This is a genomic window from Anaeromassilibacillus sp. 1001302B_160321_C8 (genome assembly GCF_015554745.1).
Lineage (GTDB): Bacteria > Bacillota > Clostridia > Oscillospirales > Acutalibacteraceae > Anaeromassilibacillus > Anaeromassilibacillus stercoravium.
In genome coordinates this window covers 80915-99625 of the sequence record NZ_JADNJD010000010.1, presented here as the reverse complement: position 1 = coordinate 99625, position 18711 = coordinate 80915, and the positions used below count along the sequence as shown (strand labels likewise).

Annotated in this window: 14 protein-coding genes; 3 read left to right on the top strand and 11 right to left on the bottom strand. The window is 62.5% G+C overall.

All coding sequences use genetic code 11. From position 1 onward, the window contains the following. Positions 1-95 precede the first annotated feature (95 nt). The 10 genes from I2E77_RS08580 to larE form a co-directional block, all read right to left on the bottom strand. Positions 96-1244, bottom strand: a complete 1149-nt coding sequence (locus I2E77_RS08580) for an aldo/keto reductase (RefSeq protein ID WP_195451034.1) — start codon at positions 1242-1244, stop codon at positions 96-98. Positions 1245-1373: 129 nt separating this feature from the next. Next, entirely contained in the window at positions 1374-2252 is an 879-nt protein-coding gene (locus tag I2E77_RS08575; RefSeq protein WP_087234492.1) for a DUF362 domain-containing protein, read from the bottom strand. A gap of 139 nt (positions 2253-2391) precedes the next feature. After that, positions 2392-2997: an ABC transporter ATP-binding protein gene (locus tag I2E77_RS08570; protein WP_191448681.1), complete on the bottom strand. Its 606-nt coding sequence runs from the start codon at positions 2995-2997 to the stop codon at positions 2392-2394. Continuing rightward, on the bottom strand, positions 2994-3926 hold the full coding sequence (locus I2E77_RS08565; RefSeq protein WP_195451033.1) for an ABC transporter ATP-binding protein: 933 nt from the start codon (positions 3924-3926) through the stop codon (positions 2994-2996). Before I2E77_RS08565 ends, I2E77_RS08570 begins: the two co-directional genes overlap by 4 nt. A gap of 12 nt (positions 3927-3938) precedes the next feature. Beyond that, positions 3939-4763, bottom strand: a complete 825-nt coding sequence (locus tag I2E77_RS08560) for an ABC transporter permease (protein WP_195451032.1) — start codon at positions 4761-4763, stop codon at positions 3939-3941. Then, the gene (locus tag I2E77_RS08555; protein ID WP_419761413.1) at positions 4760-5752 is read right to left on the bottom strand and encodes an ABC transporter permease; all 993 of its coding nucleotides are present in this window, start codon (positions 5750-5752) and stop codon (positions 4760-4762) included. The genes I2E77_RS08560 and I2E77_RS08555 overlap by 4 nt, the downstream gene beginning before the upstream one ends. Before the next feature lie 46 nt (positions 5753-5798). Then, entirely contained in the window at positions 5799-7406 is a 1608-nt protein-coding gene (locus tag I2E77_RS08550; RefSeq protein WP_195451031.1) for an ABC transporter substrate-binding protein, read from the bottom strand. Next, the gene (gene larC / locus I2E77_RS08545; RefSeq protein WP_195451030.1) at positions 7403-8665 is read right to left on the bottom strand and encodes a nickel pincer cofactor biosynthesis protein LarC; all 1263 of its coding nucleotides are present in this window, start codon (positions 8663-8665) and stop codon (positions 7403-7405) included. Before larC ends, I2E77_RS08550 begins: the two co-directional genes overlap by 4 nt. Positions 8666-8669: 4 nt before the next feature. Beyond that, complete coding sequence (gene larB / locus I2E77_RS08540; RefSeq protein WP_087234480.1) at positions 8670-9431, bottom strand: nickel pincer cofactor biosynthesis protein LarB; 762 nt, start codon at positions 9429-9431, stop codon at positions 8670-8672. 12 nt (positions 9432-9443) lie between these two features. Then, positions 9444-10199, bottom strand: a complete 756-nt coding sequence (gene larE / locus I2E77_RS08535) for an ATP-dependent sacrificial sulfur transferase LarE (RefSeq protein ID WP_191405534.1) — start codon at positions 10197-10199, stop codon at positions 9444-9446. Between the two features lie 476 nt (positions 10200-10675). On the opposite strand from larE, the gene I2E77_RS08530 reads away from it, so the two are divergent. The 3 genes from I2E77_RS08530 to I2E77_RS08520 all read left to right on the top strand — a co-directional run bounded on the left by I2E77_RS08530 (position 10676) and on the right by I2E77_RS08520 (position 13414). Continuing rightward, positions 10676-11101 carry a MarR family winged helix-turn-helix transcriptional regulator gene (locus I2E77_RS08530; RefSeq protein ID WP_195451029.1) on the top strand — a complete coding sequence of 142 codons (426 nt, stop codon included), beginning with the start codon at positions 10676-10678 and terminating at the stop codon, positions 11099-11101. 91 nt (positions 11102-11192) lie between these two features. Continuing rightward, on the top strand, positions 11193-12704 hold the full coding sequence (locus I2E77_RS08525; RefSeq protein WP_195451028.1) for a DUF1538 domain-containing protein: 1512 nt from the start codon (positions 11193-11195) through the stop codon (positions 12702-12704). A gap of 2 nt (positions 12705-12706) precedes the next feature. Next, positions 12707-13414, top strand: coding sequence for a hypothetical protein (locus I2E77_RS08520; RefSeq protein WP_087234470.1), 708 nt, complete (start codon positions 12707-12709; stop codon positions 13412-13414). 359 nt (positions 13415-13773) lie between these two features. On the opposite strand, the gene I2E77_RS08515 is transcribed toward I2E77_RS08520, so the two are convergent. Then, positions 13774-18621 carry a glycoside hydrolase family 2 TIM barrel-domain containing protein gene (locus I2E77_RS08515; protein WP_195451027.1) on the bottom strand — a complete coding sequence of 1616 codons (4848 nt, stop codon included), beginning with the start codon at positions 18619-18621 and terminating at the stop codon, positions 13774-13776. Positions 18622-18711 lie beyond the last annotated feature (90 nt).

Here is an 18711-nt window from a genome sequence, read left to right as displayed (position 1 = left end):
GAAAAAGCCGCTCGCTTGGAGCGGCTCTTTGTGTATCATACCAGAGATGGTTTTGATTTGTCAAGGATTGCCGGTGCGGCGCCTGCGCGTCTTCCTTACGCGCCGAACGTCGCCGCCGCCTCCTTCATATTGGCGCGGATGGCCACGCCAAAGGGGCAGCGCTTCTCGCAGGCGCCGCAGGCCACGCACTCCCCCGCCTTATGGGGCAGCGCCGCGTAGTGCTCGCGCACGGTCTCGGGCACCATCCCCTGGGCGCGGGCCAAATTCAAAAACTTGGTGACCGTGGCCACGTCGATCCCCTTGGGGCAGGGCGCGCAGTGCCCGCAGTACATGCAGTGCCCCTCCCATTTCATGCGGGGGAAGGAGGCAAAGGCCGCGGCGTAATCCCGCTCCGCGTCGGTCGCGGTTTCATAGGCGAGCGACATCTTGAGCTCTTCCAGGCTCCGGACGCCCGACATCACGCAGGCCACGGCCGGGCGGGTCAGCGCATAGTGGATGCACTGGTTGACGGTGAGCGCCTTGCCCGCGGGCGAAAGCTCCTCGCTGAGCAGGTCGCCGCCGCCGAAGGCCTTCATCACGGTGATCCCGACCCCCAGCCGCTGGCAGGTTTCATACAGCCGTTCGCGCTGCGGGTCCATGTTGGAGAGCACGCCCGCATAGCTTTCGCCCTCCCAGAGCTTTTCGCAATCCTCATCGCCGGGCAGCAGGTCGTAGCACGGGTTGACGCTGAACATCAGCACGTCGATGCTCCCGCTCTCCACTGCGGCCAGGGCTGCCTCCGGGTTGTGGCTGCTCACGCCCAAGAAGCGGATATGCCCGGCCTCCTTCTGCGCTTTCGCATACTGCATGACGGGGCCGTTGGCAATCTTCTCCCACTCCGAAACGGAATCCACATAGTGGATCATCCCGACATCGATGTAATCCGTACCCAGGTTTTTCAGCATGGTCTCAAAGGAGGCGCGGACCTCCTCCGGGTCCCGTGTGGCGCGGTACTGGCCGTTTTCCCAGATGGTGCACAGGTGCGCCTGCAGCACAAACGCCTCCCGGCGGCCCTGGATTGCGCGTCCCACCCGGCGGTGTACGTCGGGATTGGGCGTATATAAATCCATACAATTCACGCCGCTTTCCAAAGCGGTCCGAAAAATTTCCTCGGCAAAGGCGTCGTCCTTCAGGACAAATCCTTCGCACCCCAGGCCGATTTCGCTGACCTGCAAGCCGGTGCGTCCCAATTTCCGATATTGCATACAGAGTTCTTCCTTCCTGTTGTTTTGCTTTCGGTGTGTCCGACCATAGACAAAAAAGCAGGGATGCTCTTTTGCCGTGCGGATCATCCCTGCGGATTCTGTTTTGCTGTGGGTATCCTTATGAATGTCTTAATCCAAGTTGACCAGCGTATATTCCCTGGAACCGAGGCCCAGCTCTGCGGCCGCCTCCACCGTATGGATGCCGTGGCGGGACTCCATGCGCTCGATCAGCGCCGCCTTACCCTCGTCCGGGGAATGGTACACCGCGTCCACACAGGCCTGGTCCACGGCCACCGGGTCCAGCGAGGCAAAGATGCCGATGTCCGCCATCTCCGGATCGTGGGGATTGGAATCGCAGTCGCAGTCCACGCTCAGGCGGTTGGCCACGTTGATGTAGACGATGTTTTCCCGGCCCATGAAATCCATCACGGATTGGTCCGCATCCGCCATGGACTCCAGGAAGGAATCCTGGTCGGCGGTGAAGCAATCCTCAAAGACCTCGCTCTTGGCGGAGTTGTGGATCTGGATCTTCCCGCGCGCCGAAGCCACGCCGATGGACATGTTTTTCAGCGCGCCGCCCAGGCCCGCCATGGCGTGCCCTTTGAAGTGCGAGAGCATCAAAATGGAATCGTAGTTTTTCAGATGCGTGCCCACATAGTTTTCCTTCAGGTGTTTGCCGCCCGTCACGGGGATCGCCATGTCGCCCTCTTCGTCCATGATGTCACAGGGCGCGATGGCCTTGAACCCGTGTTCCTCGATGGCCTTCCAATGCTCCTCCGAAGAAGAACGCCGTCCCGCATAGGCGGTATTGCACTCCACAATCGTGCCGTTCAGCGCCTTGACCAGGTCCTGGATCAAAGCGGGCTGCAAAAAATTGTGGCCGCCGGGTTCCCCGGTGGAAATCTTTACGGCCACCTTCCCCTTGAGCTGGACGCCAAGGGCGTTATATGCCTTCATCAGACCTTTCGCGGAAAGATCTTTTGTAAAATAGACCGTTGCCTTCTCCATGCTGGAATCCTCCTTTTGTAGTACGTCTGTATGCCCCGGCTGTCCCGGCAGCATCCTCTATCCTGTATGCTACAACCTGGAGTAAACTCCATGTCAAGGGGGAAAATGCATTTTTTCTTTTATCCTGTGCAAGCGGACGTCAAACGTCCAACTGTTCGATGCGGGTACACAGCTTTTCCAACAGCAGGGATTGGTGGCTCACGATCAACAGGCCCAGGTCCCGGCGGCTGGCTACATCCAACAGGAATTCCCAGATCTGCGCCTGCGTGACCAAGTCCAGCATGGCGGTGATCTCGTCGCAGAGCAGGAACCGGGTCTCCGGGCGGAGCGCCCGGGCGATGCAGAACCGCTGGAGCTCCCCGCCGGAGAGCTCCGTGGGATACCGGTCCAGCCAGGCGGGGGCGATGTGCAGCGCTTCCAGCACCTCCTCTTCCACGGGGCCTGCCTCATACAGGGTGTCCCCCAGGCGGAGCAGCGGATCGACGGCCGTCTCCGGGTGCTGCCCGATCAGCTGCACCGGGCAGCACCCGCGGAAACCGGAGAGCGGCCTGCCGTTCAGCAGGACCTGCCCGCCGCACGGCCGCTCGTATCCGGCAAGCAGCTTGCACAGGGTGGTCTTTCCGCGGCCGCTGGGCCCGCGCAGCCCCACCCGCTCGCCGGGGTGCACGGTCAGATTGACCGCCTGCAACACTGGCGGCTGTCCCCGCCGGTAGCGGAACGACAGATTTTTGGCTTCCAGGCTCATGGGGTACCTCCCTCCTCCGGATACAGGCAGCGCACACGCCCGCCGTCCGCCGCCCGGTATGGAACCGCCGCACGGCACGCCGGGCGGCAATGCGGGCAGCGCGGGGCGAATAGGCACCCGCCTGCAATCTCACCGGGATACGGCTGCGCGCCGGGGATGGGCATAAAGCCGTTCTGCGGCAAGGCGCGCCACAGCGCCCTCGTGTATGGATGCCGCAGGCGGCCCGCGGCAAAATCGGCGGCGTCCGCCTCTTCGACGGTCTCCCCGGCATAGAACACCACCACGCGGTCTGCGATGGTCAGGGCCAGCTCAAGGTCGTGCGTAATCAGGAGCATCCCCGCGCCCGCGTCCGCGATCTCCCGGAAGTGGCCCAGGATGCGGCCCGCGGCCCGGGCGTCCAGGCCCGGCGTGGGTTCGTCCGCGATGACCAGCCGGGGCGTCTCCATCACGGCGGTGGAGATCAGCACCCGGCGCGCCATCCCGCCGGAGAGCTCGAACGGGTACAGTTCCTCCGTCTCCGCGCCCAACCCATACCGCTCCAAGACGGAACGGCTTTTGGCGCGCGCCTCGGGTGAGCGCTTCCCTCTGCGGATCTGCGGCCCCACCTTCATCAGCGGGTCCAGATACGTCACGCCCTGCGGGACCAGCACGATCTCCCGGCCCCGCAGCGCTTCGACACGCTCGGGGGTCAGGAGCTCGCCGTCATAGCGGATCTCCCCCTCCATCGCGGCGTTGTAGGGGAGGATTCCCAAAATGCCGTGGGCCAGCAGGCTTTTGCCCGAACCGCTGGACCCCACCACGGCCACCACCTGCCCGGCCCCGATGGACAGGGACAGGTCGCGGATGACCGGCAACCGGCGTTGGCGGGTCCCCGCGTCATACTGTTGAAAGGCGATGGACAGCCCTTTCACTTCCAAGATCGGTTCCATGGGATTCCTCCTTTATTGATGGGCACTGGCCGGGTCCAGCAGGCGGCGCAGGCGCTCCCCCATCCCTGCGAACAGGAGCACTACCAGCACCAGGGCCAGCCCGGGGAACAGCGCCAGCCACCACTTCCCGGTGGTCAGGTAGCGCATGCTCTCCGAAAGGATCACGCCGATGGCCGGCTGCTCCGGGGAGAGCCCAAACCCCAAAAAGGTCACGCTGGCCTCGTGCAGGATGGCGTGGGGGAATTGAAGGATCAGGCCGGTGAGAAATTGCGGCAGCAGATGGGGCAGGATATGCCGCCGGACCACCCGCCGCCGGGGGATGCCCAGCTTTTCCGCGGCCCGCACATAGGCCGCCTGCCGCAGTTGCAGCACCTCGCCCCGGATGACCCGGCTCAGCGAGGGCCAATGGCTCAGGGCCACGCCCGCAACCACCCCCGCGAATCCCCGGCCGAACGCCAGCGAAATCAACATCACCAGGAGGATGTGGGGAATCCCCATCACCAAATCCATACACCACGAGAGCGCCGCGTCCACCTTGGGGCCCAGCAGGGCTGCGGCGATTCCAATGGCCAGGGCAATCACCGCGCTGACCGCGGCGGTGAGAACCCCAATCCGGATGCTCAGGGACAGGCCGGTCAACGTCCGGGCCAGCATGTCCCGGCCCATCCAGTCCGTCCCGAAGGGATATTGCAGGGAGGGCGCCAGGTTTTTCTGCGAGAAGTCGGCCTGCATCGCCCGGCCCTCCAGGAATATCCCCGCCACCGCCACCGCGCACAGGAGCACGGCGGCGGTGCAGAAAAGGAGCAACGCCTTTTTCCGGCTGTTCCATGCCTTCATGACCGCGCCGCCCCCCTTCGGATCTTCGGGTCCACCACGCCATAGAGCAGGTCGGCAATCAGGTTGCCCGCAAAGACGATGGCGGCGGTCACCACGGTGATGCCGAGCAGCAGGGGCAGGTCGCTGCCCAGCCCGGCGTCCACCGCCACCTGCCCCAGGCCGGGGTAGGAAAAGACCTCCTCCACCAGCACCGAACCGCCGATGATCTCGCTGATGGACGCAAACTGCAATGTGATCGCGGGCAGGGCGACGTTCCGCAGCCCGTGGCGCAGGACAATGGACCGCCGGGACTCCCCCCGCGCCCGCGCAAACAGGACATACTCCGACTCCATCACGTCGATCATCTTCTCCCTTGTGTGCAGGGCGATGTTCGCCACACCGGTGATACTCAGGGTCAGCGCGGGCAGGATGGCATGGTACAGCCGGTCCGCCAGGGTGATGCTCCCGGCCTCCACGCCGATGGGCACGGACAACCCGACCGGCAGCCAGCCCAGCCAGACGGAAAACACCATCAGCAGCAGGAGCGCCAGCCAAAACGCGGGGGTGCTGGAAATCAGCAGGCAGTAGCCCCGGATGAGGCGGTCCGGCAAGCGGCCACGGAAACATCCGGCCGTCACCCCCAGCGCCAGCCCCAAAACGCCGGACAGCACCCACGCAACGAACAGCAGGCCCAGGGAATTGGCCAGGCGCTGTCCGATGATCTGGAGCACCGGCTGGCGGTAGAGCAGTGAAACCCCGAAATCCCCGTGGAGCGCGTCGGACAGCCAGCCCAGATACCGCTCCGCCAGCGGGGTGTTCATCCCCCAGTAGTCCTGAAGCTTTTCAATCTGCTCCGGGCTCATGGACCCCAGGGCCGTCTGGCCCACGTTCGTCTGGAGGGGGTCCAGGGGCGAAAGGGACATGAGGAGAAAGGCCGCCAGGCTCACCCCCAGCAGCAAGAGCACCATGCGCAGCAGCTTTTTCCCCGCAAATTGCAGGCGGTGTTTCACAGCTGTCCCTCCCTTTCAAAATCGAATCTGGCGTTGCCCCACATCCTCACGCCCAGCTCCATTGGTCCACATTGTTGACAATGGACCACCCGTGCCCGTGGGGATGGATTTTCTGTTCCGCGACCTGCAACCCGTCCCGCACCCAATACAGATGGTCCACGTTCACCAGCCAGACCCAGGGGACGTCGCCCTCCTGCGTCACGCCGGTGGCCCCATCCCACTGGGCTTTCTGCCAGAGCGCATAGGACGCCTCCAAATCGGTGCTTTGCAGCGCCTGGTCCATATAGGCGTCCACCGCGGGGTTGGAATACGGGGAATACTGCGCGGAACCGGTGTCCCCGATGGTGTGATAAAGATTGTACAGTTCCATGGGCGTGTGGGCCCCCCAGCCCCAGATCAGGGGCTCGGACAGGGCGCGGTCGTACGCGGTATCCCACCCGACGCCCTCGATGGAGGCGGAAATCCCCAGCTCGCCGAGCTGGTTGGCAAAATCGGCGGCCAGGGCCTGCCGCACCGAATCGTCGCTGGAATAGAGCAGGGTCAATTCTGCTTGGACGCCGTCCTTTTCCCGGACGCCGTCCGCGCCCATATGCCAGCCCGCCTCGTCCAGCAGGGCGGCGGCCCCCTCCGGGTCATACGCCACCTCGGACGCCGGGTTGTACCACGGCAGCTGGTCACAGATGCTGTAGGCGGGCGTGCCGTAGCCGTTCAGCACGTTGTCAATCATCTCCTGCCGGTCGATCCCGATGTTGATCGCCCGGCGCACCCGCACGTCGGCGGTAAAGTCGTTGCCCACCGCGCGCCCGTTGGCGTCCGTCCCGGCGGGAACGGCGGGCAGGTTAAATCCCCGGTTGTCCACCGTGCGGTAGGAGGCCAGTGTATAGCCGTCCACCGCCTGGTCGGAATACGTGGCGGAGGTATAGGCCACATCCACCTGCCCGGCCTGCGCAGCCAAGAACGCCGCGTCCTCCTCCATAAACAGGATGGTGACCCGCTTCATCTTGGGCGCTTCGCCGTAGTAGTCCGGGTTGGCCTCCAAAATGACCTGCTGGCCGCGGTCCCACTGCTTTAAGAGATAGCGGCCCGACCCGATGGGGTTCGCGCCATAGGTGGCGCTGTCATAAGCGTGCTCAGGTACGATCCCCACGATGGCCATGGTGTACGGCCAGATGGAGAAGGGCGTGGTCATGTGGAACAGAACCGTCGTATCGTCCACCGCCTCGGCATAGTCCAGCATCGTAAAGTCGTTGACCGAGCTGGCCTCCTTGACGGTGTTATAGGTAAAGGCCACGTCTTCGGCGGTGAGCGGTTCGCCGTCGGTGAAGGAGACATCATCCCGGATGGTCACTGTCCAGGTCAGGCCGTCCTCGCTGACCGAGTAGCCCGTCGCCAGGTCATAACCGATGTTCAGGCCGGCGTCGGTGACCGTCAGGGTGCTTTGGATCAGGGGCTCGTGGACATGTTCCCCCGCGCCCCAGCCATAGGCGGGGTCAAACCCGGCCTCCGGCTCGGAATTGGTGTCCAGGGCGATGACCACGGAATCCTTCGCCGCCTGTCCGCCGGACGGGGCGTCCGGCTGCTGCCCGCTCTGGCAGCCGCAGAGCACCGCCAGCACCAGGAGCAGGGACAGAACGATCTTGCATGCACGCTTCATCGCGTTTCCTCCCCCTCTGCGGGCAGGTTGCGGACCGCGTCGGTCTGCACCTGCTGGAAGGGGACGCCGTGCTCCCGCGCCAGCCTTGCCACGTCGTCGTACTCGGGCTTGCAGTGGGTGACGCCAAAGCCCCGCGCCCATTTGACACGGACCGGCCCCCATTGGGTCGCGGCCTCGCCCGCCCCGGGGGTCAGGAAATACTTCCCACACCGCCGCACGCGCAGGCCGTTTGTGGTCGTCTGGGCCAGGACCTGCCGGGCCATCTCCCCCTCCTGCTCCCGGCGGCACAGCACGGTGAGCACATGACCGGGGCGGCCCTTTTTCATGGTGCCGGGCACCGTATAGACGTCCAGCGCCCCCAGATCCAGCAGGCGGGCGCTGGCAAAGGCGAGCGCCTCCGGGGTCATATCGTCGATGTTACACACTAGCTCCACGATCTCGCCGTTTGTTTCGTCCACTGTCTCCCCCAGGAAGGCCCGGACGCAGTTGGCCTGTTCAAACGTCTTTGTGCCGATCCCCACGCCGGCCGCCTCCACGGACATCACCGGCATGGGGCCGAAGGAAGCGGCAAAGTGGGTCAGCAAGGCCGCCCCGGTGGGTGTGCAGAGCTCCCCCTGCACCGCGCCGCCATAGATGGGCACGCCCGTCAGGAGGTTCGCCGTTGCGGGGGCAGGCACCGGCATCACGCCGTGGGCGCAGCGCACCGTGCCGCTCCCCACATGGATGGGGGAGACCACAACCCGTTCCGGCTGAAGCAGATGCAGGGCGTAGCACACGCCCGTGACGTCGGCCACCGCGTCCAAAGCCCCCACCTCGTGGTAGTGGACGTCGCCCACCGGGCAGCCGTGGGCCTTGGCCTCCGCCACCGCAATCGCATCGTATACCGACCGCGCGTGCTGCTTGACCGCATCGGGCAGCGTCAGTCCGTCGATGATCTCCGCGATATGCCCCGGCGTGGCATGGTGGTGCGCATGGGCGTGGGCGTGTTCGTGCGGATGGGCATGGTCATGCCCGTACGCGTGGCCGTGGCCGTGCCCGGCGGCGGGTTCATGTTCCTCCTCGCCGTGCACCGTGACGCGCATATGGGTCCCGGCGATCCCGCAGGTGGTCCCGGGCACGGCTTCCAGGTGTACGCCGGGCAAACCCAGGCCGTTCATCGTGTCTAAAAATGCGGATTTATCCTCCAACAGCTCATAGAGCGCCGCCAGCAGCATATCGCCCGCCGCTCCCATGTTGCATTCGATGTATAGCGTTCTCATTTCCTCAATCCTCCAAACCTTCCATCTGATTGATCCGGCTCGCCAGATACCCGGCCCCGAAGCCGTTGTCGATGTTCACCACGCTGCACCCGGAGGCGCAGGAGTTGAGCATGGACAGCAGTGCGGATAGGCCGCCGAAGCTGGCCCCATAGCCCACGCTGGTGGGGACGGCGATCACGGGGCAGTCCACCAGCCCGCCGACGACCGAGGCCAGCGCGCCCTCCATCCCGGCCACGGCGATCACACAGCGGGCGCGCATCAACACGTCCAAATTGGACAGCAGCCGGTGCAGCCCGGCGACGCCCACATCATAAAGGCGGGTGACCTGGTTCCCCATGGCTTCCGCGGTGAGGGCGGCCTCCTCCGCCACCGGCATGTCGCTCGTCCCGCCGGTGGCCACCACGATGTTGCCGCGCTGCTTCCGTTCGGCGGGGAAGGCCACGGCCAGCTTTGCAAGGGGATGGTACTCCAGGGGGACCGACTCCGCCACCCGGTCCGCGGCCTCCTGGGAGACCCGCGTGATGAGGATGTTGCGGCAGCCCCGCTCCCCCATCGCGGAAACAATCCCCGCGATCTGTTCCGGGGTCTTGCCCGCCCCATAGATCACCTCTGCGGCTCCCTGCCGGACGCTCCGGTGGAAATCCACCTTTGCATAGCCCAAATCTTCAAAGGGCGACTCCTTCAATTCCAACAGCGCGTCCTCCGGCGCCGTCGTCCCGTCCGCCACGCTGCGGAGCAGACGGAGAATCTCCTGCTTATTGTCCATCGGGTTCCCTCCTCATCGGGACGCCTGCCGCGGCGTTTGATCCAGCAGGACGTCCGTAAAATCCGGTTTGAGTTGCTCCAAAATTTCCTCCCATTTTGCCCGGGCCAGCGCCATCTGCGCCGCCGTCACCTGGATGCGCGCGCCGTCCTCCCGCAGGCGCACCCGGAAATCGGCAAACCCCAGGCGGGAAAGGGCGTCCTCCGCGCGCTCCACCCGCGCCAGGTCCCCCGCTGTGATGCGGGTGCCGGTAGGGATGCGGGTAGCCAGGCAAGCATAGGCGGGCTTTTCCCAGGTAAACAGCCCGGCCTCCCTGGACAGGCGCCGCACGTCGTCCTTGGTCAGGCCGCACTCCCGCAGGGGGGAACGGACCTCCAATTCACGCAGCGCCTGCATACCGGGCCGGTCCCCCTCGTCGTCCGAGGCGTTGGTACCGTCCAGCAAGAGCGTGTGCCCATCGCGGCGGGCGCGCTGCCAGAGCGCGGAAAACAGCTGCCGCTTGCAGTGGTAGCAGCGGTCCGGCCCGTTGGCCGCCGCGCCGGGCACGGCCAAGATGTCCGTCTCGATGACCGTCATGGGGATGTCCAGCTCTCCGGCGAGCCGCCGGGCGTCCGCCAGCTCAAAGGCCGGCTGGAAGGCGGTCTTCATATAGTACGCATGCACATCGCACCCATAGGTTTTGGCTGCCCACAGCAGGAACGCCGAGTCCGTCCCGCCGGAAAAGGCGACAGCCGCCCGTGGATGCGCATGAAAAAATTGTTCCAGCGTCATAAAAGCTCCTTTCGATAAAAAAAGAAGGCACCCGCTTTCTCCTGAAAGCAGATACCTTCCTGGTATCGATGTTGTTGCATGGTGCAATGCCCCTTCCCAAAAAGAAGCGGCAAATGGTTGCGCTGGCCCAAAATCCGGCTTCGGCCGGTTTCCCCGGCTTCTTGCCGGGCGGTTTCGCAGGAACCAGCTTGTCTAGTTTACCATCTGGAGTGGACTCCATGTCAAGAGGGAAATGGCCTCGGACAAAAATTTTTCTGGGCGGCGGAAAAACACGGGGCCGTTTCCCCTAAGCGGCTATCCAAGCCATAGAGCGCGCATATGCAAAGCGCGCATATGCAAAGCGCGCCTGAAAAAAGTCCCCCCACGTGCCGCCTGCCAAAAATTCCTGGCAAAAAGTTTACATCCTGTTCATAAGATTCTAAAGGGATCCCGGTAAAATAACTAATATAGTTAGTTATTTTACCGGGGTGAGCAGAATGGATTACAAGTCCCTCGCAAACGAGTGGATTGCATTACAAGGGCAACTGTTGCAGGTCCCTGCCTGCCGGGAGCTGTCCAGCTTGTCCAAAGGGGAATGGTTTGTCCTGAACTATCTGATGGGGCACGCCGGGCTGGTGCATCCCAAGGACCTGAGCAAGGGCCTGGTGGTCAGCACCGCACGCATCGCCGCCCTTTTGAACCACATGGAAGAGCAGGGGCTGGTCACACGGAATGTGGATCCGGAGGACAGCCGGAAAATCCTGGTCTATTTGACGGACGCGGGCGTGCAGATGATCCAGAAAAAGCGCGCCGAAGTGGTGGATTCGGTCGCCAAAACGCTGGAGCTGCTCGGGCCGGAGGACGCCGAAGCCTATCTGCGGATTAAAACAAAGATCCTGCGCAACTATATGGAATCCCACTGAGGGCTGCGCTGCGTCCCGGGGTTGTGTTCCGCTCCCCCGGGAAACAATCGAATGCGTCAATCATCGAACAAAGGAGGTCTGCTTACGCAAAATGAATGAGAAACTGAAAGAAAAAATCAAGGAGTCCCTGGCGAGCGTGCTGCCGATCACCGCCATCGTGTTGCTCTTGAGCATTACGATCGTGCCCATGGAGGTCGGAACCCTCATGCTGTTTCTCACAGGAGCAGTCCTCCTGATCGTCGGCATGGGTTTTTTTCAGCTGGGCGCGGAAATCGCAATGACGCCGCTCGGCCAAGGCGTCGGCGGCAGGCTGGTAAAGAGCAAGAGCATCCTGTGGATCGCCGCCGTGTGCTTTGCGATGGGCGCGATCATCACCATCTCTGAGCCCGATTTGCAGGTGCTGGCCAACCAGGTGGCCTCGATCCCCAACCAGGTGCTGATCTGGACCGTGGCGACCGGCGTGGGCGTCTTCACCACCATCGCGGTCCTCCGCATCCTGTTCAAAATCAGCCTTGCAAAAATGCTCACGGTCCTGTATGTGCTGCTGTTCCTATTGTCCTTCTTCGCCCCCTCGGAATTTATCGCGGTGGCATTCGACGCCGGGGGCGTCACGACCGGGCCGATGACCGTCCCCTTCATCATGGCGCTCGGCGTCGGCTTATCCGCCGCCCGCAGCGACAAGGACGGCGCCAACGACAGCTTCGGCTTTATCGCCCTGTGCAGCATCGGCCCCATCCTCATGGTCCTGCTGCTGGGCATCTTCTACCACCCGACGGACGCGGTGTATGAGGCGGTGAACATCACGCCGGTGCATACCACCCACGACGTGGCCATGCAATTTCTCTTGGCCATCCCCCAGTATGCCAAAGAGGTCCTCATCAGCATCCTGCCGGTGGCGGGTGTCTTTATCCTGTTTCAGCTTTTCACCCGCCATTACCACAAACGGCAGGTGTTCCGTATGAGCGTGGGAATTCTGTACACTTACCTGGGCCTGGTCCTGTTTTTGACCGGCGTGAACGTCGGTTTCGCGCCCGTAGGCAGCCTGCTGGGCAGCGGCCTGGGCGAGGGGAACCTCAAGTGGCTTTTGATCCCCATCGGCATCCTGATCGGGTATTATATTGTCAAAGCGGAGCCCGCCGTCCAGGTGCTCAACGAGCAGGTGGAGGACCTCACGGGCGGGACCGTCTCCCGCGGGATGATGAACGCCGCCCTTTCCATCGGCGTGGCCTGCGCGGTTGCGTTGGCCATGGTCCGCGTCCTGACGGGCATCAGCATCTATTGGGTCCTCATTCCCGGGTATACTCTGGCGCTGGTCCTCTGCCGGTTTGTCCCGCCGGTCTTCATCGGCATCGCCTTTGACTCCGGCGGCGTGGCCAGCGGGCCCATGACGTCCACCTTCCTGCTGCCCCTGGCCATGGGGGCTTGCACCGCCATCGGCGGCAACGTCGTATCGGACGCCTTTGGGATTGTCGCTTTGGTGGCCCTGGCCCCGTTGATCGCCATTCAAATTATGGGGCTTGTCTATGCCCACAAATCCAAAACCGTCCCACAGCCTTCCGCGCAGCTGTCGGATGATATCGTTATTGAACTGGAGGAGGAATAAGTATGCCGGAACAGGAGAAACTTCGGATTCTTTTTCGGATGCTCATTACAATCACGCGGGAAGAAGAGGAAAAACGATTGGAAGAGGTCTTGCAAAGCATGCATATCCCGATCTTTTTCCAAGCCCGCGGGCAGGGGACCGCCCCATCGGAGATCCTGGATCTCTTTGGGCTGGGGGGCACGACGCGGATCATCACCACAGCGTTTGTCCCCAAATTCCTGGTCCAACCGCTTTTGGCGTCTTTGCACCAGCACGGCTCCTTTGCACATAAGGGCGGCGGCATCGCCATCACGGTTCCAGTCAGCGGGATTCAAACCCATGTGTTACAGATGTTGAACGACGAAGCGCGCAGCGCGGTGGAAGCCATACAAAAAGGAGACGAAGCAGAAATGAAAGAGAAGTCGGAATTTTCTTTGATTTGGGTATCTGTGGAGAGCGGGTGCAGCGACGACGTGATCGACGCAGCCAGGAGCGCCGGGGCGCGGGGCGGCACGGTTGTGAAGGGCCGCCGGCGGAACTCAGAGCGCGCCAGCCAGCACTTCGGAATCCCCATCCAGGAGGAACAGGACTTTGTGATGATTGTCGTCCCGCGGGACAAAAAAGGCGAAATCATGTCTGCGATCAGCCAAGCCTGCGGCCTCAGGACCGAGGCGCACGGCGTGGTCCTCTCCCTCCCGGTGGACGATGTGATGGGGTTGGAGGAAGGATAACCCTCCCACGGCACGGCGGTCTTCGCGCCTGGGCGCAGCCCTTTTTCCCGCACGGGAAACCGGGCGTCTTTCCTAGCGGGCCCTTTGATGCGCTTTTCAGACCAAAATTTTTACATTGTGCGGAGAAAGCTGCGCCAGAGGGCGCTGTTCCCGGCGGAGCGCTCCCGCACGGCCCATAGTTCCTTTTGTATGTACACAGGAAAACGGCCCCTTGTTGTAGAAGCAACTACAACAAGGGGCCGTTTTGATTGCCTGTTTTTCCAGGGTTACCGGCGCTTTATCCCCAGCGCTGGGGCCCCCGCAAGCGGCCTTGCAAAAGGCCGCCGGGGGGAGATTCTATTGCGAAAAATCCGTGCCAATTAATTGGCCTGCTGTTTAATCAGGAACAGATCGTGCGCATCCATGACGCCGTCGCCGTTCATATCGGCGGAGAGCATTTCCACCTGCTCCAAGTCGCGGTTGCCCACGATGGACTGGCGGACCAGCTCCACATCGGAACCGTTGACCGCGCCGTCCGGGTTGATGTCGCCCAGAAGCGCCACGCTCATGCGGTCCTCTTCCGTGCCGTTCACACGCAGGATCACGATGTAGCCGGAGACAAGCGTCGAACCCTCGTCGATGGAACCGCCGGTCGCCTCCATGAATTCCAGCGTGCCGCCCTGCACAGGCTTGAGCATCGCGGCGACGTCCTCGGTCGTCGCCCCTGCCGGGACGTTGTAGAGGATCTTCGTATCGCCGTCGGTGGTGATCTTCGCATCCGACCCCTCTGCGACCTCAAACTGCGGCTCCGACGGCTCTGTGCCCGTCACGAGCAGCTTTGCATCCGCCCAGACGGTGTTGCAGCGGCCGTTGCTGCTGCTGGTCAGTTCTGCGATCAAAGTCAGCTTCGTCACACCCGTCACATCGACGTCCACATATTCCGCGTTGGTATTTCTGCCCTTCATCTCGCTGGAAGCAAAGATTTCGTTTCCATCTGCCAACACACGGAAAATCACGCCCTTGACGTCCTGTCCACGGTCCTTGTCCTCGATGCCAACCCATGCCTGGAAGCGGGTTGCGTTGAGGCCCGTCAGGTCATAGACGACCTCGGAGGCCGCATGCGCGGCAAGGCCCTTTTCAAACGAGGTCTTCACGCCGTCCGGATAGACGGTGATCTCACCGCCCTGTAGGTTGGCGTCCTTTGTGAACTCGCCATATCCCACCTCGGCGGATTCCTCCTGGACGTCGGAGAGGAAGAGCTCTTCGCTCTCTGCCCGCACCTTGATCTTTGCATCCGCCCAGACGGTCTGGCAGTTGCCGTTGGAGCTGGTGGTCAAATCGGCAATCAGGGTCAGCGTCGTGGCGCCGCTGATGTCGACATCCACATATTCCGCGTTGCTGCCGCTGCCCTTCATTTCGTTGGACACGAACTTCTCATCGCCGTCGACCAGCACGCGGAATTTCACGCCGCGCACATTGTTGTTGCGGTTGATGCCGTCGATGCCGACCCATGCCTGGAAGCGCTCTGCGTCGAGGCCGGTGAGGTCATAGACGACTTCGGAGGCCGCATGTGCGGTGATGCCCTTGTCATACGTGACCTTGCTGCCATCCTGATAGACGCTGATCTTGTCGCCGCTCAGGTTGGCGTCCTTGGTAAAAGTACCGTAGCCGACCGTCTCGGAGGTCTCCTCCAGGTCGGACAGGTAGACATACTCATTGAAGATAAAGTCCACGGTATAGACGCGCTGGAAGCCGCTCGCACTGGTGGCCGTCACAACCGCCTGGCCCGGGACTGCCTCCGCCTGCTGCACCGTGATGGTCACGTCGTCGCTGGCTGCGGTGGCGGTGACCTGTGGGATACCCGCGGACGGGCTCTTGCGGGAGGTATAGGTGAGGATGTCGCTGTTGAAGCCTTCAATGGACTCGCCGTCGATCTGGATGTCCGTCACCAGCGTGGTGTCGTCCGGCAGCGCGATCTTGCTATCCGCCATGAGCTGTTCCGTGGTCGCGTTGTGGATGGGCTTCATGCGGAACAGGTAGGTGTAGGCCTGGTCGGCCGGCAGCGTGTACTGCTCCAGCGTCTCCGGGCCGCAGCTTGCGCTGCCCAGGCCCATCTGATGCTGGTCGATCGTGACGACCGTATTCTCGGTCCCCTCTACGTTATAGAGATACCGCGCCTGCTCCAGGTCTTCCTGGGTATAATGCAGGGCGCTGACTTCCACAACCTCCTGCGCATCGAAGAGCAGGCCGTCGCCGGAATCGTTGGTGATGGCCAGCCAGCGGGTATCCGCCTTGTTGCCCATCTCCTGCGGCTTGAGGAAGCTGGTGAACTGTTCGCCCACCGTGCTGTTGTATACGCCGACGTCATAGCCCCACTTGCGGTCCCAATAGTTGTCGGCCTCGCCGCGGCCATACCACTGCATGTTCTCATAGCCGGCGGGCATCTGCAAGCGCATGCCGACGCGCAGCAGGTTGTTCATGGAGCTGTCCGGCATCAGGGTGCTGCGCACCACCACATTGCCGTCGGAATAGACGGTGAAGGTGGAGGCATACTGCGAATCCGCTGCCGAAGGCATGGTCATATTCACTGTGACAATGACCTTTTTCTCCTCCTGGAAGACGTTAAAGCCCGTGACTTCCGCGTCTTTGACCGCGTCCTGCCACTTTGCGTCGTGGGAGGTCTTGACGTCGTTGTCGGTGACCGCACGCCAGAAGTTCGGCTCCAGCGGCTCTGCCAGCAGCTCTTCGCCGTTGGACGTATAGGAGGTGAGCTTGCCGCTCGCCTTGTCAAAGGTCACGCTGAAGGTATCGTTTGCAATGGTGAGCGCCGTATCGCTCTCCTGGATCTGCCCTTCGGTGAACGCAGGCATGCTGCTCTCGTCGATCTCCGGCAGATTGTCCTCGGCCACGTCGAATGCAAACTGCTCGGTTGCGACCTCATGGCCGGCGTCCGCCCACCAGCAGTCCTCCTTGGTGGTAAAGCAAATGTTCAGGAAGCATTCCTCGCCGGGCTGCACATCCGCCGGTGCGGTGTATCCTTCCAGCGCGACGTCCACCGTCTCCTGCGGCGGCACGTCTGCGGTTTGGGTGTTCTTCGCAACGACTTCGCCGTCGCGGACCAGCTCCCAGGTCATATCGTACTCGTTCGCATTCGTATCGATGTATTCGTTGGTGATGGTGATCACACCCGCTTCCAGATCCTTTGCCGTCATCTGGAAGGACTGGTAGACCTTCTTGACCTCATACATCGCCGGATGGATGGAACGGTCCGGGGCCACCAGACCATTGCCGCAGAAATTGTTCTTTCCGGTGTAGACGTCCCAAGCGCCGTCATACGCCCAGAAGGTCTCGCCGGGCTCCGCGCCGGGGATCTGGGTGTTGATCGACTGGTCCGCCCAGTCCCAGATCCAGCCGCCCTGGAGGTTCGGGTACTGCCGGATGATGTCCCAATAGTCCTTCAGTCCGCCCGTGCTGTTGCCCATGGAGTGGTCGTATTCGCACATGACGAATGGGAGCGTGCTGCGCTGGCCGTTCTGCTCAACGCTCTGGCTTCCGGTATAGGACGGGTACATCTGCGACTTCATGTCAACATACGGGCTGTCGTTCCAGCCCTGGTAGTGGATCAGGCGGGTTGGGTCGTTCTCGTCAAAGTACTGGAGCATCCCCTCCAGGGACTTGCCGGTGCCAACCTCGTTGCCGGGGGACCACATCAGCACGCAGGGATAGTTCTTATCGCGCTCCAACATGCTGACCGCGCGCTCCTTACAGGCGACCACATAGCCGGGGATGTCGCCGGGTACGCCGGGGTTCAGCCTGCGGCCGTTGTGGGATTCGTTGTTCGCCTCGTCCATGACATAGATGCCGTACTTGTCGCACAGCTCATAGAAATACGGGTCGTCCGGATAGTGCGCGGTGCGCACCGAATTCAGATTGTACTGCTTGAGCAGCTTGATGTCCGTCTCCATCTCCTCGTGGGAGAGGTGGCGGCCCGTCTCCGGCGACATCTCGCCGCGGTTTACGCCCTTAAAGTAGACCGGCTCGCCGTTCAAAACCATCTGCGCATTGGTGGTGCCGCGGTTGATTACATCAAACTCGCGGAAACCGACGTTGACCGCCGTGCTTTCCACCGGCTCGCCGCCGCGCTTGAGGGAGATGGTCATGCGGTACAGGTTCGGATGCTCGGCGTTCCACTTGAGCGGGTTTTCAAAATGGCCGGTCAGGTTCACAACCGCCTTGTTTTCCGCAAAGGCGGGCGCTTCCGCCGTCATCGGCTCGCCCACGGGGTTGCCCTCCGCGTCGTAGAGCTGCGCCTCCACGGTGATGCCCGCGGTGTCCGCATCGCCAAAGCTGCGCAGTTCCACCTCGGTGTTCAGGTCTGCGTCCACATATTCGCTGTCCAAATCGGTCACGACGGTGAAGTCGCGGATCTCGATGTCGTCCTTGGAGAACAGGTACACATCGCGGTAGATACCGGACAGTCGCAGGCCGTCCTGGTTCTCAATCCAGCTGCCGTCGCTCCAGCGGAAGACCTCGACGGTCACAACGTTCTTCGCGCCCTCGGTAAAATCGAGCGCATCGGTGATGTTAAACTCCTGCCGGGCGGTCATATCCTCGCCGTAGCCGATCTTCTGGCCGTTGACATAGAGGTACATCGCGTCTTCAACGCCCTCAAAGGTGATGAAGACCTGGCGGCCCTGCCATGCAGAAACGTCCGGCAGAACCTTCCGGTAGGTGCCGACCGGGTTGAAGTTGGTCGGCGCTGCGCCGGTGGGGATATTCGCGTCCTGCGAATTGTATTTCCAGGGATAATCCTGGTTGGCATAGATGGGCTCGTCGTATTTGAAGCTGCCATCCTCGTTCTTGACCGTCTGCCAGCTCAGCGGGACCGTGATGTCGTCCCAGCCGCTGTCGTCATAGCCGGCGTCTGCAAACGCGCCGTCCTTCTGGCTGATGCGGTCGGCAGGCTTCTCCGCCCAGCTGAACTTCCAATCGTCGCCGTTGAGCAGCTTGTAATAGGCCGACTGCGCCGGGTCGTTCTCCTGCGCCTTTTCCTCCGACTCATACGGATACGCCGTCGCGCGGGCAGGTTCCCGGTTTACCTGGACAACCTCGGGCTGCCCGTTCCATTCGCTGCTGTCGTCGGACAGCACGGCGAACGCTGAGATGCCCGCAGCGGACAGGGCGATCACGCCCGCCAGGATGCCGGCAACCAGTTTCTTCACTTTCATAAGGCTTCTCCTTTCCTTTCACTCCACCGTTCCGGAACCGCCCCGCCCCTTTCGCGGGACGGGCGTCCCCGGGAAAGCAAATCCGCAATC